At 72.7% G+C, this 20,891-nt stretch carries 24 protein-coding genes and 1 tRNA gene; 16 read left to right on the plus strand and 9 right to left on the minus strand.

The window, feature by feature from the left end; genetic code table 11:
* From VFG42_RS08660 to VFG42_RS08680, 5 genes are all read right to left on the minus strand, one after another.
* On the minus strand, positions 1–1,069 hold a 1,069-nt coding region (locus VFG42_RS08660), incomplete at its 3' end, for a histidine kinase dimerization/phospho-acceptor domain-containing protein (RefSeq protein WP_324907345.1).
* A gap of 14 nt (positions 1,070–1,083) precedes the next feature.
* Positions 1,084–1,785 carry a response regulator transcription factor gene (locus VFG42_RS08665; RefSeq protein WP_324907347.1) on the minus strand — a complete coding sequence of 234 codons (702 nt, stop codon included), beginning with the start codon at positions 1,783–1,785 and terminating at the stop codon, positions 1,084–1,086.
* A 32-nt stretch (positions 1,786–1,817) separates the two neighbouring features.
* Entirely contained in the window at positions 1,818–2,306 is a 489-nt protein-coding gene (locus tag VFG42_RS08670; protein ID WP_324907349.1) for an SRPBCC family protein, read from the minus strand.
* A gap of 3 nt (positions 2,307–2,309) precedes the next feature.
* Positions 2,310–3,284 carry a lysophospholipid acyltransferase family protein gene (locus tag VFG42_RS08675; protein WP_324907351.1) on the minus strand — a complete coding sequence of 325 codons (975 nt, stop codon included), beginning with the start codon at positions 3,282–3,284 and terminating at the stop codon, positions 2,310–2,312.
* Positions 3,285–3,432: 148 nt separating this feature from the next.
* Complete coding sequence (locus VFG42_RS08680) at positions 3,433–4,692, minus strand: alpha/beta fold hydrolase (protein WP_324907353.1); 1,260 nt, start codon at positions 4,690–4,692, stop codon at positions 3,433–3,435.
* A 129-nt stretch (positions 4,693–4,821) separates the two neighbouring features.
* On the opposite strand from VFG42_RS08680, the gene cysS reads away from it, so the two are divergent.
* From cysS to VFG42_RS08700, 4 genes are all read left to right on the plus strand, one after another.
* A complete protein-coding gene (gene cysS / locus VFG42_RS08685) occupies positions 4,822–6,189 on the plus strand; it encodes a cysteine--tRNA ligase (RefSeq protein WP_324907355.1) in 1,368 nt (455 codons plus the stop codon).
* Complete coding sequence (gene rlmB, locus VFG42_RS08690) at positions 6,186–7,082, plus strand: 23S rRNA (guanosine(2251)-2'-O)-methyltransferase RlmB (RefSeq protein ID WP_324907357.1); 897 nt, start codon at positions 6,186–6,188, stop codon at positions 7,080–7,082. The genes cysS and rlmB overlap by 4 nt, the downstream gene beginning before the upstream one ends.
* Before the next feature lie 333 nt (positions 7,083–7,415).
* Entirely contained in the window at positions 7,416–8,063 is a 648-nt protein-coding gene (gene sigH, locus VFG42_RS08695) for an RNA polymerase sporulation sigma factor SigH (RefSeq protein ID WP_324907359.1), read from the plus strand.
* Positions 8,064–8,072: 9 nt separating this feature from the next.
* The gene (locus VFG42_RS08700; protein WP_324907361.1) at positions 8,073–8,450 is read left to right on the plus strand and encodes a hypothetical protein; all 378 of its coding nucleotides are present in this window, start codon (positions 8,073–8,075) and stop codon (positions 8,448–8,450) included.
* Positions 8,451–8,463: 13 nt separating this feature from the next.
* Here VFG42_RS08700 and VFG42_RS08705 read toward each other — a convergent pair whose 3' ends face one another.
* Positions 8,464–9,096 (minus strand): TetR/AcrR family transcriptional regulator, encoded by a 633-nt coding sequence (locus VFG42_RS08705; RefSeq protein ID WP_324907363.1) that lies wholly within the window; start codon positions 9,094–9,096, stop codon positions 8,464–8,466.
* A gap of 136 nt (positions 9,097–9,232) precedes the next feature.
* Here VFG42_RS08705 and VFG42_RS08710 point away from each other — a divergent pair, with 136 nt between their 5' ends.
* The 5 genes from VFG42_RS08710 (at position 9,233) to VFG42_RS08730 (ending at position 14,027) form a co-directional block, all read left to right on the plus strand.
* Positions 9,233–10,357, plus strand: a complete 1,125-nt coding sequence (locus VFG42_RS08710) for a multicopper oxidase domain-containing protein (RefSeq protein WP_324907365.1) — start codon at positions 9,233–9,235, stop codon at positions 10,355–10,357.
* Positions 10,358–10,370: 13 nt separating this feature from the next.
* Positions 10,371–11,711 (plus strand): right-handed parallel beta-helix repeat-containing protein, encoded by a 1,341-nt coding sequence (locus VFG42_RS08715; protein ID WP_324907367.1) that lies wholly within the window; start codon positions 10,371–10,373, stop codon positions 11,709–11,711.
* Positions 11,708–12,088, plus strand: a complete 381-nt coding sequence (locus tag VFG42_RS08720) for a cupredoxin domain-containing protein (RefSeq protein WP_324907369.1) — start codon at positions 11,708–11,710, stop codon at positions 12,086–12,088. The genes VFG42_RS08715 and VFG42_RS08720 overlap by 4 nt, the downstream gene beginning before the upstream one ends.
* Positions 12,089–12,104: 16 nt before the next feature.
* Positions 12,105–12,695 carry a DNA-3-methyladenine glycosylase I gene (locus VFG42_RS08725; protein WP_324907372.1) on the plus strand — a complete coding sequence of 197 codons (591 nt, stop codon included), beginning with the start codon at positions 12,105–12,107 and terminating at the stop codon, positions 12,693–12,695.
* Between the two features lie 192 nt (positions 12,696–12,887).
* Positions 12,888–14,027, plus strand: a complete 1,140-nt coding sequence (locus tag VFG42_RS08730; RefSeq protein WP_324907374.1) for a hypothetical protein — start codon at positions 12,888–12,890, stop codon at positions 14,025–14,027.
* Between the two features lie 96 nt (positions 14,028–14,123).
* Here VFG42_RS08730 and VFG42_RS08735 read toward each other — a convergent pair.
* Both VFG42_RS08735 and VFG42_RS08740 read right to left on the minus strand, forming a co-directional pair.
* Positions 14,124–14,196, minus strand: a tRNA-Thr gene (locus VFG42_RS08735).
* A gap of 19 nt (positions 14,197–14,215) precedes the next feature.
* Positions 14,216–14,752, minus strand: coding sequence for a hypothetical protein (locus tag VFG42_RS08740; RefSeq protein ID WP_324907376.1), 537 nt, complete (start codon positions 14,750–14,752; stop codon positions 14,216–14,218).
* A 47-nt stretch (positions 14,753–14,799) separates the two neighbouring features.
* Between VFG42_RS08740 and VFG42_RS08745 the strand changes: the two genes are divergently transcribed.
* From VFG42_RS08745 to VFG42_RS08770, 6 genes are all read left to right on the plus strand, one after another.
* Positions 14,800–16,464, plus strand: coding sequence for a 1-acylglycerol-3-phosphate O-acyltransferase (locus VFG42_RS08745; protein ID WP_324907378.1), 1,665 nt, complete (start codon positions 14,800–14,802; stop codon positions 16,462–16,464).
* Between the two features lie 22 nt (positions 16,465–16,486).
* Positions 16,487–17,029: an RNA polymerase sigma factor gene (locus tag VFG42_RS08750; RefSeq protein ID WP_324907380.1), complete on the plus strand. Its 543-nt coding sequence runs from the start codon at positions 16,487–16,489 to the stop codon at positions 17,027–17,029.
* 7 nt (positions 17,030–17,036) lie between these two features.
* Positions 17,037–17,393 carry a hypothetical protein gene (locus VFG42_RS08755; protein WP_324907382.1) on the plus strand — a complete coding sequence of 119 codons (357 nt, stop codon included), beginning with the start codon at positions 17,037–17,039 and terminating at the stop codon, positions 17,391–17,393.
* A gap of 63 nt (positions 17,394–17,456) precedes the next feature.
* Positions 17,457–18,038, plus strand: coding sequence for an RNA polymerase sigma factor (locus VFG42_RS08760; protein WP_324907384.1), 582 nt, complete (start codon positions 17,457–17,459; stop codon positions 18,036–18,038).
* A complete protein-coding gene (locus tag VFG42_RS08765; RefSeq protein WP_324907386.1) occupies positions 18,035–18,778 on the plus strand; it encodes an anti-sigma factor domain-containing protein in 744 nt (247 codons plus the stop codon). The genes VFG42_RS08760 and VFG42_RS08765 overlap by 4 nt, the downstream gene beginning before the upstream one ends.
* 49 nt (positions 18,779–18,827) lie before the next feature.
* On the plus strand, positions 18,828–19,664 hold the full coding sequence (locus VFG42_RS08770) for a rhomboid family intramembrane serine protease (protein WP_324907388.1): 837 nt from the start codon (positions 18,828–18,830) through the stop codon (positions 19,662–19,664).
* A gap of 2 nt (positions 19,665–19,666) precedes the next feature.
* Here the strand turns inward: VFG42_RS08770 and VFG42_RS08775 are convergent, their stop codons facing one another.
* Entirely contained in the window at positions 19,667–20,557 is an 891-nt protein-coding gene (locus VFG42_RS08775; protein ID WP_324907390.1) for a cobalamin-binding protein, read from the minus strand.
* A 13-nt stretch (positions 20,558–20,570) separates the two neighbouring features.
* Here VFG42_RS08775 and VFG42_RS08780 point away from each other — a divergent pair, with 13 nt between their 5' ends.
* Positions 20,571–20,861, plus strand: coding sequence for a 4a-hydroxytetrahydrobiopterin dehydratase (locus tag VFG42_RS08780; protein WP_324907392.1), 291 nt, complete (start codon positions 20,571–20,573; stop codon positions 20,859–20,861).
* Positions 20,862–20,891: the final 30 nt, after the last annotated feature.

Consider the following 20,891-nt stretch of genomic DNA (forward strand, 5'->3'; position numbering starts at 1 on the left):
GCTCGCGCGCGTCGGCGACGTCGGGATCGTCGTAGCGCAGGTCGTCCTGGAGCAGCTCGAGCATCCCGTCGAGCGATGTCAGCGGCGTGCGCAGCTCGTGCGACGCCGTCGCGACGAACGCGCGCCGTGCCTCCTCCTGGCGGCGCAGGCGCTCCTGCATCGCCGCCAGCGAGCGGGCGAGATCCCCGACCTCGTCGCGGGTGCGGTCGACCGGCACGACCTCCGCGCCGCCGCTCTCGACCTCGATCGCGGCGCGTCGCAGCGCGCGCAAGCGCGCCACCAGGCGGCCGGAGAGGCCGACGCCCAGCAACAGCGTCAACACCAGACCCGCGGCCGCCGCCTCGAGGAACGCGCGGCTGATCACGCGCACGGCCTCCGGGATCTCGCCGATCGACTTGCGGACCGCCAGCACGTAGCGGACCGAGCGCTGGTTGGGGTTGTTGCGGTTGAAGAACGGAATCGCCACGCGCGCGTACTCGGTGCCGTCGATCGACGCGGAGCTGTGGATCCTGTGCCCGTTGATGAACGCCTGGGCGACGTCGGAGTAGTCATCGCCCGACAGCGGGCTGCCGCTGGGACCGGCACCGGGCCGAGGGGCGATCGGCAACGGCTGGCTGCCCCTCCCGTCGAGACCGGGCGCGGCGAGCACGACCGCGCTGCCGCCGACGCGGGTTCCGATGTCCTGCAGCTTCTTGAACAGCTCGCGTCGGACCTGCGACCAGGTCGGCGGCTGGGGCCTGCCGGCGCGTCCCCCGGCCCGTTTCGCGCCGGTGCCCGACGCGCGCGCGGGGGGCGTGCGGGTGCCCGTCGAGGATGCGGCGTCGTGCCGGGGGACGGATCCGATGATGTAGCCGAGCGGCAGCTGCTTGAGCCCGCCGATCATCTGTGCCGGCAGCGCCTTGTTGAGGGCGGCCTCGTCGGCGTTGCGAAGGCTGTGCTCGAGCGGCCCGAGCAGCAGCACCGCGGCGATCGCGAGCGTCGCGACGGTCGTGATCAGCACGACCGCGACGATCCGGCCCCGCAGCCCGATCGCGCCGCGTGCGCGCCGTGCGAGGCTCGGGATCGACATCCGCGACCGTTCCCTCAGCGTCCCCGCAGCCGGTAGCCCGCGCCGCGCACGGTGAGGATGTAACGGGGCTTGTCCGGCTCTGGCTCGAGCTTCTCGCGCAGGTGGCGGATGTGAACGTCGATCGCGCGCGGGTCGCGGTAGGCGCTGTCGCCCCAGATCGCGCGCAGCAGCTCCTGGCGGTTCTGCAGGCGCCCGGGCTTGGCCATCAAGCACTGCAACAACTCGAACTCCGCGAAGGTGAGGCGGACCGGCCTGCCGTCGACCGAGACCTCGCGCTGGCGCTGGTCCAGGACGACGCCGCCGATCTCCAGCAGGCCGTCGTCGAGGAGGTTGCCGTGCGCGCGGCGCAGCACGGCGCGGATGCGCGAGCGCAGCTCGGCCAGTCCGAAGGGCTTGGTGACGTAGTCGTCGGCGCCGGCCTCCAGGCCCTGGACCGCGTCGGCCTCGGAGTCCAGCGCGGTCAGCATGATCAGCGGCGTGACGTTGCGGCGGGCGCGCAGCGCGCGGGCGACGTCGTAGCCGGTCGGGCCGGGCCCGAGCGCGACGTCGAGCAGGATCACGTCGAACTGGCCGCGGCCGACCTCCTCCAGCGCGCCGTGGCCGTCGGGGACGGCCGTGATGCGATGGCCCTCGCGCTCGAAGGAGCGCGTGAGCATGGAGCGCAGGGCGTCGTCGTCGTCGACGACCAGGATGTCGAGCGCGGACCCGGGTGGCATGGCGGAACCATGCAGAGTATGAACTCTGGAAACTACGCGACGCGCGCCGCGCGGCGGGCCGCCGCGGCGCTGCGCAGCTGCTCGTGCTCGACCTGGCGCTTGAGCTGCTGCAGCGAGCGGCGCAGGTGGCCGCGGACCGTCGGCGCGGCGACGCGCTCGGCGATCCAGCCGAACGGGCCCGAGCCGGCGACGCCGTAGGACAGGCGCAGCTCGACGCGCGTGACGCCGTCGCGGCGGGTCTCGCGCAGCCGCCAGCGACCCCGTTGGTCGATGCCGACGACGCTCGTCCACGCCAGGTCGCGGCCGGGCGTGTGCTCGACGACCTCCACCAGCCCGCCGATCTCGGCCGAGCCGACGTGCATGAGCATCCGGTACCGCGCGCCGAGGCCGGACGCGTCGTCGGAGACGACCTCCCAGCGCGTGATGCCCGCCATGAAGTGCAGGTAGCGCGACGGGTCGTCGACGAACGCCCAGATCGCGTCCGGCGGCGCGGTGACGTCGATGGCGGCGCCGACGCGCATCGGTCAGCCGATCACCGGGAGCCGGCGCTCGGAGGCCAGCGCGTCGAGCGTGTCCTGCATGAGGCGGGTGACGTGCTCGTGGACCTCGTCGACGTCGGGGTCGTCCCCGAACTCCTCGCGGGGGTCGATCGGGGGCAGCACCTCGACGACGATCTTGGACGGCAGCGGGACGTGGCCGAGGACGTCGCCGACGTTGAGGCCCCACGGGACCGCGAGGGAGATCGGCAGGACCTTCAGGCGCAGGGCCTTGTCGAGGCGCAGGAGCTTGGCGAGCGTCTCGCCCTGGGTCAGGAAGAGCGCGGTCTCCTGGCCGCCGATGGCGACGACCGGGACGATCGGGACGCCGGCCTCGACCGCGAGCCGGACGTAGCCGGTGCGGTCGCCGAAGTCGATCGTGTTGGCCTGCCACGATGGCCGGTGAACCTCACGGTCGCCGCCCGGGTAGACGAGCACCGCGGCGCCGGCGTCCAGCGCGGCCTTGGCGTTCTCCGGCGACGCAGCGACGGTCCCGTACCGGCGCAGGAACCCGAGCCCGGGCCAGTTGAGCACCAGGTTGTGGGCCAGCTGGTGAAACCGGCGCTCGACGCCGAAGTAGGCGTGGAACGCGAGGCTGAAGACCGTCGTGTCCGGCGTCATGTTGCCGCCGGAGTGGTTGCCGACGAGCAGGACCGGGCCCTCGTCGGGGATGTTCCCCAGGCCCCGGACCTCGCCACGAAAGTACAGGCTGGAAAGCAACCACAGGCGCGGGAGCGTCTCCCGGATGTAGTCCGGATCGCGCTCGTCGAGATCGGCGCGGGGAACCCGGCGCTGGACCTGGGAGGCGACGGCCTTCGCCGCGCGGGTCAGGAGCGAGGAACCGAAGCCGAACGGGCCGCTCGCGGTGCCCTCATCGTCGGCTTCGCCCGGGCGCGGGACATCATCCCACCCCTGCGGGGGCGCGCCGTGGCCGTTCACGGTGGTGTGCGAGGCGGCGGCCATTCGATGGTCTTGGCTGAACCCTACCCGTGGCGCGGGGAGGAGACGCCGACGTCGGCCGGGGAGGACAGGGGCGGAAGCGGGCGTCCGGGTGGAACGCGTCCGCCATCGCGGGGCGTAGGCGCGGGGATGCGGGCCGAGGCGCTCGCGCCTACGCCGCCCGCCGCGCGAACCGCCGCCCGGCGGCGCCCGCGCCCGCGCCGTCCGCGCGGGCGAACAGCCGGCGCAGCAGCCCGGCCGTCTGCTCGGCGCGCTCGACCTGCGGCACGTGGCCGCAGCCCTCGAGCACCAGCTGCTCGGCGTCGGGCAGCCACTCCTCGACGTGCCGGCGGAAGCCCGCCGGGATCAGCTTGTCGTGCGTGCCCCAGACGAACAGCGCCGGCGGCCGCAGGGCGGCCAGGCGCGGGTAGAACCCGCCGCCCCCGAAGGGCTTGTCCAGGTAGATGTTGCGCGCCGACTTGTAGAACGCGACCCGGGCGCCCGCGTTGCCCATGATGCGCTGGAACTCGTCCACGACGACGTCGCCCACCGAGGGATCCAGCGCGTCCGGATCGCGGAACAGCGACCACAGCTGGCGCTCCACGATCCCGCGGCGGAACCTGTGCGGCAGCAACCCCAGCTCGGGGCGCAGCAGGCGTACCAGCGGGTGGAAGTCCCGCTTGATGAAGGCGACGGCCGGGCACAGCGCCGCGATCGACCGCACGCGCTCGGGCTGCCGCAGGCCGATCTCCAGCGCGACGCGCCCGCCCATCGAGTTGCCGACCAGGTGCGCGGACTCGATCTCCAGCGCGTCCATGACGCCGCAGACCTTCTCGGCGAACCACGTCGCGCTGTAGGGCGCGGTCGCGGGCTTCGACGACCCGCCGAAGCCGGGCAGGTCCAGCGCGTGGACGCGGTATCCGGCCTCGGCCAGCAGCGCCGCGCAGTCGAAGAACGAGGACTTGGCGGCGCCGAGGCCGTGGATCAGCAGCACGTCCGGGCCATCGCCGGCGAGCGTCAGCGTCGAGACGCTCACGCCGTCGACGTCCACGTCGTGCACCCGCATCAGCGGATGGCGGCCGTCGGGCAGCCGGAAGAGGCCCTCGAAGCGGACCGCGTCGTCGAGCGCGCCCCGCGCGTAGAGCGTCCGCTCGCGGAAGGCCCGGACGGCGCTCAACTCGCCCGCGCGCAGCCGCAGCCACGTCTGCGCGTCGGTGCCGATGACGACGTCCGCGGGCCGTTGGCTGATGCCCTTGCGGACCCGCGCGGCCTGCTCCGTGCAGCGCACCTCGAACGTGTGGCCGATGTCGCCGAGGCGCACGTGGTAGGTGACGTCGAACCCCTCCGGGCCGCCCAGGTACCGCGCGGGCAGCGTGCGGAAGCCCTCCTCGACGAGGCTCAGCGCGTGGTCTTGCAGGGTCGAAGGCGGCATGCGGGGTGGCGGCACATTACGGGCCGAGGTGTCACGAAGTGGATCAGCCATGTGTCCATTCCATGCCATGCCCGCTTCAAACCTGTGTCAGCAAGAGCACGGACCCACCGCCTGGGTAGGCTCCGCGAGGTGCCAGACATCCGGATCCACGACACCCGCAGCGGCCAACAGCGACCGCTCGTCGCGCGCGAACCCGGCGCGAAGGTCGGGATCTACGCCTGCGGGCCGACGGTCTACAACCGCATCCACATCGGCAACGCGCGACCGTTCGTCGTGTTCTCCTGGCTGAAGCGCTTCCTCGTCCACGAAGGCTATGACGCCACGTTTGTAGCCAACGTGACGGACGTCAACGACAAGATCTACGACGCGGCCCGCGCGCGCGGGATCCCCTCGGAGGACCTCGCGCGCGAGATGACCGCCCACTACGTGGCCGACACGGACGCGCTCGGGCTCGGCCGGCCCGACCACGAGCCGCTGGCGTCGGAGACGATCGACGGCATCGTCGCGCTGATCGAAGCGCTGCTGGACCGCGAGGCCGCCTACGCGGTCGACGGCGACGTCTACTTCCGGGTGCGCAAGGACGCCGAGTACGGCTCGCTGTCGCACCGCCACCTCGACGACCTCGACCAGGGCGAGGGGGACCCGGATCCCACCCGCCCCGCGTTGAAGGAGGATCCGCTGGACTTCGCGCTCTGGAAGGCGCAGAAGGAGGGCGAGGACACCGCGTGGGACGCGCCGTGGGGTCGCGGTCGCCCGGGCTGGCACATCGAGTGCTCGGCGATGGCCGAGGAGCTGCTGGGCGTCGGCTTCGAGATCCACGGCGGCGGGTCGGACCTCGTGTTCCCGCACCACGAGAACGAGGCCGCGCAGACGCGCTTGGGGCGCGGCGCCGAGCTCGCGCAGATCTGGATGCACAACGGCATGCTGGAGATGCGCGGCGAGAAGATGTCCAAGTCGGTCGGCAACATCTCGCTGCTGCCCGACGTCATCGACGAGTGGGGCGCGGAGACCATCTTGATGTTCTTCGCGCGCGGCCACTACCGCCAGCCGCTCGTCTTCGCGCCCGACACGCTGCGCGACGCGCAGGGGTTCGTCCGGCGCGTCCGCGAGGCGGGGCGGCGGCTGGTCGACGGCCCGTCGCCCGACGACATGGCGCCGATCCGCGACGAGTTCTTCGAGGCCCTGCGCGACGACTTCAACACGCCGCGCGCGGTCGCCGCGCTGGCGGCGTGGGTCAGCGAGGCCAACCGGCGCGAGGGCGCCGGGCGCGACCAGCTCGTCGAGATGCTGGACATCTTCGGCCTGGCCGCGCTGGCGCGCGGGGGAGAGGACGACGGCGACGGCCCGGACGACGCGGCGGTCGCGCTGCTCGCGGCGCGCAACGCCGCGCGCGAGGCCAAGGACTGGGCCGAGGCCGACCGGCTGCGCGACGCGCTGTCCGCCGCCGGCTGGGTCGTGCGCGACGGACCCGACGGCGCCGAGCTGGTGCGCCCGTGACGCCGGGCGGGCCCTCCAGGGGCGGCGGCGGCTCGAAGGGCGGCGGCTCGTCGCGCGGCAGCGGGGGCGGGGGCGGTCCGCGCCGCGACCGCGACCGGCCGTCCAAGGAGCGCCGGGCCGGGCGGCGGCCCACGCGCGGCGTGGGCGCGGGCGCGGAGGTCAAGCTGCCGCGCGAGCGCAAGGAGCCGCTCGACGTCCTCTACGGCCGCAACCCGATCTTCGAGGCGCTGCGCTCCGGGCGGCGCGAGGTCAAGCGGATCTGGGCGACGTCGGGCGCGGCCAAGGAGCCGTGGCTGGACGGCGTCATGCTGGAGCCCGCCGACGCCGACTGGCTGACCCAGCGCGCCGGGACCGACACCCATCAGGGCCTGGTCGCCGATGTCGGGCCGTACCCGTACGCCGACCCGGCCGAGCTGCTGACCGGCCCCGCGCCGTTGATCGTCGCGCTCGACGAGGTCCAGGACCCGCGCAACCTCGGCGCGATCGCCCGCTCGGCCGAGGCCGCCGGCGCGTCGGGCATCGTGATCCCGCGCCATCGCTCCGCCGAGGTCACCGCCGTGGCGGCGAAGGCGTCGGCCGGCGCGGTCGAGCACCTGAAGATCGCGCGCGTGCGCAACGTCGCCGACTACCTCGCCGAGGCCAAGGAGGCCGGGTGCTGGGTCTACGGCGCCGCCGCCAAGGGCACGCCCTACCGCCGGCCCGACTACACCGGCGGCGTCGTCCTGGTCATGGGCGCCGAGGGCACCGGCCTGCGGCCCCGCGTCCGCGCGATGTGCGACGACATCGTCTCGCTGCCGATGCGCGGCCGCGTGGACTCGCTCAACGTCTCCGCCGCGGCGGCGGTCCTGCTCTACGGCGTGCTCGACGCGCGCTCGCAGGCGCACGGCGAGTAGGCCGACCCACGGCCCATCGCCCACCGCCCACGGCCCTCCGGGCCCGCCACCGCCCGGCCCACGGCCCGGCTGTCGCCCGGCGTTCCAGCCCGCGAACGCGCGCCCCGCGTTCGCCGCGCGGGCTCGAACCCCTACAACTTCGCTCGGATGCGCCGCAAGAATCCCTGCAAAGCCTTGACGGCGCTCCATAACTGTGGAAGTGTGCCGCCCCACATAAGGGTCGACCTGAGGTTGAGGACCGAACGGTCGGCCGTGAACAGATTTCAGATGGCGCCAGGGGAGGAGTGCGCCACTGAGCAAAAGCCCCTGCATTCGTGCAGAAAGGATTCGCTCGTGGCACGTCTCTCCTTCAACCCTCAAGGACAGGTCCAGGTCGACGATGGCTATCTCATCGCGCTGGCCAAGCAGGGTGACCCCATCGCGTACGACCGCATCGTGCGCCGCTACTACGGCTTCGTCCGGCTGAAGGCCTCGTCGTACTTCCTCGCCGGCGGCGACGCGGACGACCTCATCCAGGAGGGCCTCGTCGGCCTCTACAAGGCGGTCCGCGACTACCGGACCGACCGCGAGAGCTCGTTTCGCAACTTCGCCGAGCTGTGCATCACGCGCCAGATCATCACCGCGGTCAAGACCGCGACGCGCAACAAGCACACGCCGCTGAACCAGTACGTCTCGTTCTCGGCCACGCCCGCCTCCGCGCAGGACGGCGAGCCGACGCTCGACGAGGTCATCCCGGGCTCGCCGGTCCACGACCCGGTCAACCAGGTCATCTCCTCCGAGGAGCTGCAGTCGCTGGTCTCCTGCCTCTCGACCGCGCTGAGCGAGCTCGAGTCGCGCGTGCTGAGCCTCTACCTCGACGGCTACAGCTACGAGCAGGTCGGCGAGCGCCTCGGCTGCGACACCAAGACGGTGGACAACGCCCTGCAGCGGGTCAAGCGCAAGGTCGGCACGCATCTCACCGCGCGCAACGTGATGCTGTAGGACGAACCCATGATCCTCGCCGTCTCGACCATCGGCATCGTCGTCATCGTGGTGCTCGTCGTCCTGCTGCTGCTCTTCGTCGGCGGCTACGTCGCCGCGAGCCGCCGCCACGCCGAGCTGGCCGACAACCTTCGGGAGCGGATCGCCGCCGCGAACAAGGAGCTCGCCACGGCGCGCGCGCAGGACAAGGGCTGGGAGCGGGCGACGATGGAGAGCGCCGCCCGCGCCGCCGTCGCCCCGCGCGAGGTCGTCGCCCTGCACCTGATCCAGGTCGTCGACAAGCCCGGCACCGACTCCGACCAGGCCGTCTTTCGCGCCGAGCATCCCGACGGCGACGCGACCACCGTCATCCTCGGGCGCCGCGAGGGCGCCTGGACGGCGCTCTAGCCGAGACCTCCAGCTAGACCGCGATCAGCCCGGCCAGCAGCGCGCGGACGACCGCGCGCAGCTCCGCGCCCGCCAGCGGCGCGTGGCCGGAGGCCATGAGCCGCAGCCGCAGCCCGTCGATCGCGCAGACGAGCAGGATCCCGGCGGTCTCGACGTCGCGGGCGCCGAGCGCGCGCATCGCGGTCTCGGCGAGGTCGTCGGTGCCCTCCTTCCAGGCCTCGAGGATCTCCCGGGCCTCGGGCCGGCGCGCGGCCTCCAGCTGCAGCTGGTACTGGGCGAGCATCGCGACGCGCCCCTCGGGCGCCACCTGCTCCTCGATCCACACCGACAGCGCGGTGGTCGTCGCCTCCAGGTCGGCGGCGCCCGCCGCGCCCAGCGCGGCGCGGCGCTCGCGCAGACGCTCGATCTCGCGCTCGGCCAGCGTCCGCAGCGCCTCGTCGATCAGCTCGTCCTTGGAGCGGAAGTAGTAGGACGTCGACGCCGCGGGGACCCCGGCCTCGGCGGCCACCGCGCGGTGGGTCACCGCGTCCAGGCCGTGCTCGCCGATGAGGCGGATCGCGGCGTCCAGCAGCTCGGCGCGGCGCAGCTCGCCGCGACGGTCGCGACGCCCGCGCGTCGGCGCGGTGGTGGGCGGCGGCGTGGCCATCTCCGCGCACGGTATCTCACTGTCGTTCAAATGTCTTGGACAACTGTCCAAGACGTGTGTAAGATCGCCGCCTCGCCGGGGGAGAGCGCTGCCAGCGCGTCCTGTCCCGTTCCCCCGGCAGACTGATCGCCTGAGCATGCCGGACCCTCTCGAGCCGTTCGACCCCACCAGCAGCCGCCGTCGCTTCCTGCAGGTCGGCGCCGCGGGCGCCTTCCTCTGCACGATCGGCGGCGAGACCGTCTCGGTCGCCAAGCGCGGCGACGCCGCCAAGGCCGACGCCGCCGCCGCGAAGGTCGCGCGCCCGCCGAGCCTCGTCGGCCGCGCCGCGGCGACCAAGCCCGCGGCCGGCACCGGCGCCAAGGTCGAGCCGACCGAGCAGCAGACCTACGTCACGCCGTCGCCGCAGCCGGGCGGAAACAGGGTCGAGTACTGGATCCAGGCCGTCGAGACCAAGTGGACGATCGTGCCGTCCAAGCGCGACGACTGGCACGACGTGAAGATCCCCGGGACCTCGACGTTCACCGCGACCGTCTACCAGCAGATGACCGAGGGCTTCGCCGCGGCGCTGGGCCCGGCGGCGATCCCCGGCCCGACGCTGCACGCCGAGGTCGGCGACGTCATCGTCGTGCACTTCCGCAACGCCTTCAAGAAGCTCGACCAGGCCGTGACGATGCACCCGCACGGCGTGAAGTACAACCCGGAGTACGACGGGGTCTACCTCGGCCAGTACACGCGCGCGGGCGGCTTCATCGAGCCCGGCGAGGAGTTCACCTACACCTGGGAGTGCGTCCCGGAGTCGGTGGGCGCCTGGCCCTACCACGACCACGGCCCCAACCACACGCTCAACACGTTCCGGGGCATGTTCGGGTCCTTGGTCGTCCGCGAGAAGGGCGCGCTGGTCCCCGCCGTCGAGCAGTCGCTGTTCCTGCACCAGCTGCAGCCGCCCGTCACCGGCCTGAAGCGCTCCTACCAGTGCATCAACGGCCGCGCCTACGCGGGCAACACCCCGATCGTCCGCGCGCGCGTCGGCCAGGAGGTCGCGCTGCACGTGTTCGGGATGGACAACAACTTCCACGACTTCCACATCCATGGCCACCGTTGGAAGGACAGCGCCGGCGCGTTCGTCGACACCCCGTCCGTCGGTCCGAATGAGACCACGACGGTGCACTTCGTCGAGGACAACCCCGGCCGGTGGCTCTACCACTGCCACGTCTTCTCGCATCAGGACGCGGGGATGGCGGGCTGGTATCTCGTCGAGTAGGAGGAGCACTCACGTGTCGCATCGCAGGTCCATCGCTCTCGCCGCCGCCACCTCCGTGGCCGCGGCGCTGGCGCTCGCCCCGGTCGCCGGGGCGGTCGATTACCCGGCGCCGTCCTTCCCGCAGGGCAGCAACGCCGCCAAGCCGAAGGGGCCGTTCAAGACCCTGAAGGTCTGCAAGGGCAAGAAGAAGTCGTGCTTCCCGACCATCCAGTCGGCGGTCAACAAGGCCAAGCCGGGTGACACGGTCAAGGTCGCCAACGGCACCTACAAGGAGGCCGTGAAGATCAGCGGCGCCTCCAAGCGCTACATCAAGCTGGTCGGCAACCCGAAGGACCCGAGCAAGGTCGTCCTGGAGGGCAAGGGCCTCAAGAAGGCCAACGGCGTCCAGATCCTGGGCACGGTCAACGTGACGGTCAACGGCCTCACGGCCCAGCACTACAGCGCCAACGGCTTCTTCGCGCTGAACACGAAGGACTACACCTTCACCAACCTCCGCGCCTACCGCGTGGGCGTCTACGGCATCTACGCCTTCAACTCGGTCGGCGGCACGATCACCGACTCCCAGGCGGCGTGGAACAGCGACTCGGGCTTCTACATCGGCCAGACGCCGCCGCAGGCCAAGCCGAAGCGCTCGATCGTCAAGAACATCACGTCGTACGGCAACGTCCTCGGATGGTCCGGGACGAACATGCGGTACGTCACGATCACCAAGTCGAAGTTCTACAACAACGGAACGGGTGTCGTCCCGAACACGCTGTCCTCCGAGAAGTACCCGCCGGAGGAGGACAACATCATCACGGACAACGACATCTTCTGGAACAACTTCAACTACTACGCGGGCGCGCCCTTCAAGGTGGGCAAGGCGGCGGCGGACTCGACGCCCTATCCGGTCGGCGTCGGCGCGCTGCTGTTCGGCGGCCGCCACAACCGCATCGACAACAACCGCATCTACGGCAACTGGCTGGCGGGCGCGGGCATGATCCAGCAGCTGATCCTGGCGCCGAAGATGCCGGACGTCTCGGACCTGATCGGCAACCAGATCACCAACAACCAGTTCGGCCTCAACGGCACGGACACCAACGGGCGCGACCTGGTCTACGACGGCAACGGCTCCGACAACTGCATCGCCGGCAACACCGGCGTCGCGGTGACGGTCCCGGCCGACGGGTCGACGTTCGCGACCTGCCCGTTCACCGGCGCCAACGCCTTCGACGGCAGCGCGCAGGGTGAGCTGGTCAACTGGGCCCTGGACGGCACGCACGAGCAGTTCCTCGTGCAGCACGACCACCCGGCGCAGAACGGGATCGTGCCGCTGTTCCACTACAGCGACTACACGGGGACGAAGGCCCCGTGATCGGCCGCAAGGCGACCCTGATGCTGGTGGGGGCCACGGCGTTCGCCGTGGCCCCGGCCACCCTGGCCTCCGGTGCCACGAAGACCACGAAGGGCAAGACCCGCAAGGTCGGCGTCCACGACAACTACTACGCGCCGTCGAAGCTCACCGTCCACGTCGGCGACAGCGTCGACTGGACCTGGGGCGATGACGTCGAGGACGTGCACGACGTCTCGCTGAAGTCGGCGCCCAAGGGCGTCAAGAAGTTCCACTCCGATCCGCTGGCGGCCGGCGACGACTTCAAGCGCAAGCTGACCAAGCCCGGCACCTACAAGATCATCTGCACCTTCCACGAGGAGGAGATGAAGATGACGATCACGGTGAAGAAGAAGCCCTGAGTAGGCTGCGTCCGCGATGGCGGACGACGAGCTGCGGTGCTTCGGGGCGGACGACCCGCTCTACCGCGAGTACCACGATCACGAATGGGGACGGCCCGTGCTCGACGAGCGCGGGCTGTACGAGCGGATCTCGCTGGAGGCGTTCCAGTCGGGGCTGGCGTGGATCACGATCCTGCGCAAGCGCGACAACTTCCGCGCGGCGTTCGCCGGGTTCGACCCGGAGCGCGTCGCGCGGTTCGGCGGCGACGACGTGGCGCGGCTGCTGTCCGACGTCGGGATCGTCCGCAACCGGCTGAAGGTCGAGGCGACGATCGCCAACGCTCGCGCGGTGCTCGAGCTGCGCGAGGCGGGGACGTCGCTGGAGGAGGTCGTCTGGGCGCACCGTCCCGACGACGGCCGTTCGGCGCCGGCGGCGTGGGGCGACGTGCCGGCGGTCACGCCGGAGTCCACGGCGCTGGCCAAGACCCTTAAGAAGCACGGCTTCCGGTTCGTCGGCCCGACGACGGCCTACGCGGCCATGCAGGCGTGCGGCCTGGTCAACGACCACCTGGCTGGATGCGTCGCCCGAACGGCCACCGAGCGGGCCCAACATGCCGTTCGGCGATGAAGAAGTGTGAGATCTGACGCTCGTCTGTTGGATCGCGGCGTCCGTGTCGATACGGTGGGGGAGCACATGAAGCACCCCTACTTGAACCCCACTGCGTCCGGACGCTGCTCCGGACCCGCCGCGCCGCCCTCCGGCGCGCGGCTGATCGAGCCGAGCGACGCTCGGCGTCTTCGCTAAGGGGGCCTGCTTCACATGGCCCCCGCTCAACTCGCGGGGGCCCCACGCCGGGGCAAGACCCCGCAGTGGACGCCCGAGTCCGTCATCCGCGAGATCCAGCACTTCGTCGAGGCCCACGGCGAGGTCCCGCGTCTCGCGGACCTCAACCCCGGGCAGGCGAAGATCACCGGCCAGGTGTGGCGGATCGACCGCTACCGCGCCGGCTGCCCGATCTGCGGCTCCGCCTACCCGTCGGCCAACGCCGCCCGTCGCTGCTTCGACGGCTCGCTGGAGCGCGCGATCCGCGCGGCCGGCTTCGAGCCCGCCAAGCGCGGCCCGCGCCGTCGCACCGAGGTCGACCTGAGCGCTCGCGCGACCGCGCGCCTGGAGCACGACGCCCGCGTGGCGATCGACGCCGCCCTGGCGCGCGCGGTCGACGCCGAGACGCGCGCCGAGCGCCTGGCGACGCAGCTGGAGCGCGCGCGTGCGCGCGCCGCCGCGGCGCCGAAGGTGAAGACCAAGATCGTCCGCGAGCGCGTCACCGACGCCGCCGCGCTGGCGCGGGTCACCCGTGCGCGCGAGGCCGCCGAGGGACGTGCCGTCACGCTGAAGGCCGAGCTGGCCGAGGCGAAGATGGACGCCGCCGAGGCGCGCCGCACCGCCGCCAAGCTCGCGTCGCGCCTGGAGCGCGCCGAGGCGACGATCAACGACACGCGCGCCGCCAAGCGCGGCGTCGGCGCCGAGCTGGCCGAGGCGCAGGCCGCGGCCGAGGCCGCGATCGTGCGCGCCGAGGCCGCCGAGACCGCGCTGGCCGAGGCCCGCGCGACCGCCGTGCGCGTCGAGACGGTCGTCGAGGCCCCGCCGGAGCAGGCGGTCCTGGACGAGGCGCTGGCCCGCGCGGCCGCCGCCGAGGAGGTCGCCGCCAAGGCCGAGGCGCGCGCCGCCCGGGCCGAGCGCGAGTACGCGGAGGTCGCGGTCGCCGCGACCGGCGCGCCGCGCAAGCTGACGACCGCCGAGTTGGAGGCCCTGCGCTCCGACGGCCCGGCCGGCCCGGCGCTGGTCGCCGACGCGCTCAAGGCACTGGCCATGGCCCGCAAGACCGACAACCGCTTCAAGTTGGAAGAGGCCCTGGCCCAGGTGGCCAGCGCCGCGGTCACCTGGCGCGACCGGCTCTAGCCGCTCCGCTCCAGACCTCTTGTTGTACGTGACGCCCGGCCTCCGCGCCGGGCGTCGCGCGTTGGGCGGCCGACGCGTCCGCGTGCACGCAGGCAGAGCCGAGGACGGGATTCGAACCCGCGGCCTACTGATTACAAATCAGTTGCTCTACCAGCTGAGCTACCCCGGCAAGGACGCTGCGCCGGAGTCTAGGCCGCGCCGGTGATGGCGTGGTCGATGTTGCCGTGGCCGTTGGTGGAGACGACGTGCTCGTAGGAGGGCAGCTCCTCGTCCTCCTCGGCGTTCAGGCGACGCTCCAGCTCGCCGAGGACGAAGCCGAAGAGCAGGTGGCGCCAGGTCGCCTGGGCGAAGGCGGCGGCGGAGGTGCCGAGCGTCGGCAGCTCGTCGCGCGCGGGGTGGACGCGGTCGGTGACGACCACCAGCGGCCACGCGGCGACGTGCTCGCCGAGGCCGGCCGCCGGACCGCGCAGCCACGACGGCAGCGGCGCCCGGCGCGCGACGTTCGCGTAGACCGCGCCGAACACGGCGCCGTTGGCCAGGTGCATCGCCGTCCCGACCACGCGCCAGGCGGGGTCGCGGCGCGTGACGGCCTTGCCGAGCAGCTCGGTGTCGTCGTAGCGGACGCCGAAGACCTTCTGGTCCAGCGGCTGCTGCGCGACCCAGACGCCGGCGGCCACGGCTCCGGCGAGGGCTCCACGGGCGGTGCGGGCGCGGTCGATGGCCATGCCCGCACTGTAACCACCGACAACCCGCAGGTGTACGCCATCTACCGATGGAGAGCAACCGCCACCTGGCCCGCGCGCGCAACAAGGGCGTCAACCCGTTCGTCTACTGGATCGTCCGGGCCCTGTTCCAGCCGTTCTTCCACATCTACTTCCGGATGCAGCGGATCGGCCGGGAGCACATCCCCGCCGAGGGGCCGGTGATCTTCGCGGCCAACCACCGCTCGTTCTTGGACCCGTTCGTCATCGCGTGCATGTCGCGGCGGCCGCTCTACTACGTCGCCAAGAAGGAGCTGTTCGCCCACAAGCTCACGGCGTGGTTCCTCAACAGCCTCGGCGCGTTCCCGATCGACCGCGGCAACGCCGACGAGGACGCGATGGCCACCGCGCGCGAGATCCTGGAGCGCGGCGACGCCGTCCTGATCTTCCCCGAGGGCACGCGCACCCGCCCCGGCACGCTCGGCACGCCCAAGCGCGGCGTCGGCCGCCTCGCGCTGGAGACCGGCGCGCCGGTCGTCCCGGTCGCGGTCATCGGCACCGAGGACATCCGCAAGGGCTGGCGCATCCGCCCGCACAAGGTGTCGATCCGCGCGGGCGCGCCGCTGCGGTTCCCGCACGTCGTCGAGCCGTCGCCCCAGCTCGCCGCCGCCGTCACCGAGCGCATCTGGCCCTGCGTGATGCTCCAGTGGGAGTGGTTGGGCGGGCTCCCGCCGATTCGCCGCGCCGCGGTCGTCGGCGCCGGCTCGTGGGGCACCGGCCTGGCCGTCGCGCTGGCCCGCGCGGGCGTCGAGGTCGATCTCGGCACCCGCACGCTCACCCAGGCCGACGACCTCAACCGCACGCGCGTCAACGAGCGCTACCTGCCCGGCGAGGTCCTGGCCGACGCCATCAACGTCGTGCCCTGCGCCGACCTCGAGCTGGGCCGCCACGACCTCGTCGTCCTCGCCGTCCCCGCGCGCGCCCTGCCCGAGGCGATGGCCGCCCACGGCGCCTCGATCCCGGCGCGCGCCGGCGTCCTGGTCGCCTCCAAGGGCCTGGTCGCGCCGCACGGCGCGCTGCCCAGCACCTACGTCGCGGAGCGCACGAGCGCGCGGGCGCTGGCGTCGCTCGGCGGTCCCGCCCACGCGGCCGACGCGCTCGACCACGGCGCCGCGCTGGTCGTCGCCTCCACCGACCGCGGCTTCAGCCGCCAGCTCGCCGACCTGCTGGCCAAGGCCGCGCTGTACGCCGAGCGGTCCTCCGACACTGTCGGCGTCGAGCTGGCCGGCGCCGCCAAGAACGCCGCCGCGCTGGCCGCCGCGGCCGCCGCGCCCGCCGGCCCCAACGCCGTCGGCGCCGCCGCCGGCCGCGTCTTCGCCGAGGTCGACGCCTACGCCCGCCGCCGCGGCGCGCACCCCGACACGTTCGCCGGCCTGGCCGGCGCCGGCGACCTCGTCGCGACGGTCCTGGCCGCCGGCTCGCGCAACCGCCGCGCCGGCGAGCTGCTGGCCGCCGGCACGCCCGTCACCGAGATCGAGACCGCGATCGGCCAGACGCCCGAGTCGCTGGACGCGCTGCCGCTGCTGGCGCACGCGCTGAGCGACGCCGGCGTCGACGCGCCCGCCGTCGCCGGGCTCGCCGCGGTCGTCGAGGGTCGCGTCGACGCGACCGACTGGGCCGCCACGATCACCGCCCCGCCCGCCAAGCGCTCCAAGCGCTTCGTCCGCGCCGCGTGATCGAGGGAATAGGCTGCGGTGCGTGCCCGACTCCGACAAGGCCAAGCTGGATGCGGACTTCGCGGAGCTCTACCGGGCGCACCTGAAGGACGTCTACTCCTATGCCTACTACCGGGTGGGCAACCATCACGACGCGGAGGACCTGACGGAGCAGACGTTCCTGCAGGCCTACCGGCACTTCGAGCGGGCGCAGGCGGAGTCCGACGGGCGGCCGATGCGGCCGTGGCTGATCCGGATCGCGCACAACCTCGCCGCGAACCTCTACCGGGACCGCTCGCGCAAGCCGCAGACGCCGATCGAGGACTCCGAGACGCTGAGCGCGATGCACACGACCGAGGACCTCGTGGAGGGACGCGACGAGCTGGCGCGAATCCTGGAAGGGGTCAAGGAGCTGCCGGACGACCGCCGCGAGGCGCTGATCATGCGCTTCGCGTTGGGCATGGACAACCGCGAGATCGCGCGGGCCATGGGCCGCACCGACGGCGCCACCAAGGTGTTGTTGCATCGAGCGATCAAGCAGCTGGAGGAGATCGTGGGGCGGGCGGGCCAAATTGGAGGGAGGTGACGGACCGATGAGCAGCGACACGTCGTCCTTCGGCGAGTTCGAGCACCTGGTCAAGCGGGCGCTGACGCCGGTCGACCCGCCGGCGGACCTCACGCTGCGCCTGGAGTCGACGCTGACCGAGCTGACCGAGCTGGCCCACGACGAGCTGGAGTCCTGGGAGCTGTCGGCGATGCGCGACCCGCGCAACTGGGTGCGCCCGGTCGCGGCCGCCGCGATCGGCACGACCGCGGGCGCCGCGCTCGTCGTCCTGCGCGTCCGCCAGCAGCACCGCAAGCGCGCCGCCAAGTCGTCGGGTCCGATCGACCTGGCCGAGCGCACGCTGCACGCGGTCGCCGACGAGACGCGCCGCATCCTCGACCGCTGATCGGCGCGCCTGGCGCGTCGACGGTGATCCGGGACGGCCGCCCGTCGCGTAGGAGCGGATGCCGTGGCAGACGTCGACCGCCGCCTCCTCGCCGACGAGGACCTGATGCAGCTCGTGAGCCGGGGCGACCCGCGCGCGTTCGAGCTGATCTACGAGCGCCACGCGACCGCGGCGTTCTCGCTGGCCTACCGGATGACCGGACGGCGCGGCCCGGCCGAGGACGTCGTCCAGGAGGCGTTCCTGTCGATCTGGCGGGCGGGCGCGCGCTACGACCACACGCGCGGCTCGGTCCGGACGTGGGTGCTGGGCGTCGTCCACCACCGCGCGATCGACGTGCTGCGGCGCAACCTGCGCCACGACGAGCGGCGCGCGTCGGACGAGGGCCTGGAGGACCGCTTCGAGGCGCCGGACCGCACCGACGTCGCGGCCGCACGGCGCCAGGAGGCCGCCGAGATCCGCGACGCGCTCGCCGCGCTCCCGGCCGAGCAGAGTAAGGTCATCGAGCTTGCTTACTTCGGAGGCTTCTCCCACTCGGAGATCGCCAGCATGCTGCACACCCCCGTCGGCACGGTGAAAGGACGCATCCGCCTCGGGCTCGAGAAGCTCCGCGGCCACCTCGGCGACGTCATGGAGGCGCCGGCGTGAGCGGCTGCCCGCACCGCGACGACGCGGGACCGTGGGTGCTCGGCGCGCTGGACGACGCCGACACGCGCGCGTTCGCCGCGCACCTGGAGCGCTGCGAGGGCTGCCGGGCCGAGGTCGCCGCGCTGCAGCCGGTCGCCGACGTGCTGCCGATGGCCGCGCCCCAGGAGCTGCCGCCGCCGGCGCTGAAGGACCGGATCATGGCGGTGGTGGAGTCCGAGGCCGCGCTGCTGGGCGCGGCGAGCGGGGCGGGCGCGGACGCCGGCGCCGTCGGCGGCGCCGGGGCCGACCGCTCGCCGGGGCACCGCCATCGCCGCGGCCGCCGTCAGGGCCGTCCGGCCTGGCTGCGCCCGGTCCCGGTCGGGGTGCTGGTCGCGGTCGTGGTGGCGATCGGGGTCGCCACCGTGGTCCTGGTCGGTGGGGGAGAGGCGGAGCGGACGTTCACGGGCTTCGGCCCCGACGGCGCGAGCGTGGCGCTGCACGTCGACGACGACCACGGCCGGCTCGAGCTGCTCGGGATGCCGCAGGCGCCCGAGGGCCACGTCTACCAGGTATGGCTGGTGACCGGGACGGCCCAGCCGCGCGCGACCCGCGCGCTGTTCACCGTCCCCGCGGACGGGCGCGCGCGCGTGGAGATCCCGGAGCCGCTGGACGGCGCCGACCAGGTCCTGGTGACCGCCGAGCCGCCGGGCGGCAGTCCCCAGCCGACGAGCAGCCCCGTCGCGGGCGCGAAGCTCGCGTAGCCGTCGCTTAGGGACGCGCAACCCGGCGCTGCTAGCGTGCGGCGCCCAAATGGCCACCTGCTACCGCCATCCCAACCGCGAGACCGGGGTCTCCTGCTCCAACTGCGGGCGTCCGATCTGCCCCGACTGCATGACGCCGACGCCCGTCGGCATGCGCTGCCCCGAGTGCGCCAAGCAGAAGACGAAGGTCCGCAACGCCGCGCACATCCGCGCGGCGTCCGAGAACCCCGTGGTGACGATGGCGATCATCGTGGTCTGCGTGGTCCTCTTCCTGGCCGAGGGCGGCGGGATCGGCCTGGAGTCCACCGGGACCGGCTGGATCTACGAGCACTTCGCGCTGCAGGGGATCACCACGATCCACTTCGGCCACGACTACTGGCGGCTGGTGACCAGCGGCTTCCTGCACGCCGGCCTGCTGCACATCGGGTTCAACATGTACCTGCTGTACCTGCTCGGCCGCCAGCTGGAGCCGGCGATCGGCTCGCGGCGCTTCGCCACCGTGTACTTCACGGCGCTGCTGGTCGGGTCGTTCGGCGCGTTGGTGCAGACGAGCACGGCGGTCATCGTCGGCGCCTCGGGCGCGGTCTTCGGCCTGATGGGCTACGTCGCCTACGAGCAGTGGCGCCGCGGCTTCGACCCGCTGCGCGGGGGGATCGGCGGGCTCATCCTGATCAACCTGGTGATCGGCTTCATCCCGTCGTTCAACATCGCGGTCGGCGCGCACATCGGCGGCCTGATCACCGGCGTCATCACCGCCTGGGCGTTCTCGGAGTCCGACAAGCGCCGCGCGCCGTGGGCCGGCTACGCGCTCTGCGCGCTGCTGATCGTGGGCGCCGTGATCGGCTCGATCGCCGTCTCCGGCAACCTCCACAACTACAAGCTGTAGCGCTACAACATCACGCGGTGCACCCGGCCCGGCGCCTCCGGGACGCGGTCGGGGTGCAGCGCGTGGGCGAGCGTCTCCAGCCCGTCGACCAGCCGCGGGCCGGGGCGCGAGAAGTAGGCGGCGGCGTCCAGGGCGATGACCTCCTGGGCGCCGATCGCGCGCAGGTGGCCGGTATGCTGCTCGGCCTCGGCCAGCGCGCGCGGCCCGTCGTAGCCGCAGGGGATGCACAGCACGACCTCGGGCTTGGCGGCCTCGATCGCCTCCCACGGCAGCTGCTCGGAGTGCTCGCCGGCGAAGCCGAGCAGGTCGGTGCCGCCGGCCAGCTCGATCAGCTGCGGCGTCCAGTGCCCGGCGATGAACACCGGGTCGAACCACTCGATCGCGACGACGCTCCGGCGCCGGACGCCCTTGACCGCGATCTTGACCCGGTCGACGCGCGAGCGCTGGCGCGAGACGAGCTCCAGCGCGGCGTCGCGCGTGTGGGTCGCCTGGGCGATCGTGCGGATGTCGCCCATCGTCTCGCCGAACGTCTTGGGGTCCAGCGCGATGACCTGCGGGCACGGGTCGAGCTTGGCCGCGACCTCCTTGACCTCGTCGTAGGAGACCGCGCAGACCGGGCACAGCTCCTGGGTGACGATCAGGTCGGGCTCCAGGTCGGCGAGCATGTCCTCGTCCAGCGCGTAGATCGCCTCGCCCTTGGCCGTGCGCTCGCGCACCGCCTCGTCGATCTCGCGCGCGCTCAGGCCCGCGGGCAGCGCGTCGCGCGTGATCTTCGGCAGCTCCTGTGCCGCGGGCGGGTAGTCGCACTCGTGGGTGACGCCCACGACCTGGTCGCCCAGGCCCAGGGCGTACAGCAACTCGGTAGCGTGGGGGACCAGGCTCACGATCCGCATCGGAGACGAGGATATGGCAGACCTGCTCACGGATTCCGAGATCGACGAGCGGCTGGCGCCGCTGGAGGGCTGGCGGCGCGACGGCGACGCCATCGTCCGCGATCGCGAGTTGGAGGACTTCGCTGCCGCGATGCGGTGGGTCGACGCGGTCGCCGACGCGGCCGAGGCCGCCAACCACCACCCGGACATCCTCGTCCACGGCTGGAACAAGGTCCGGCTGACGGTCACCAACCACAGCGCGGGCGGCCTGACGCAGGCCGACTTCGACCTGGCCGCGACGATCGACGCGCTGCCCGGCGGCTGAGGCGTCTGCGCGCAAACCCCGCGTCGTGTG

Source organism: Baekduia sp., assembly GCF_035685985.1.
Lineage (GTDB): Bacteria > Actinomycetota > Thermoleophilia > Solirubrobacterales > Solirubrobacteraceae > Baekduia.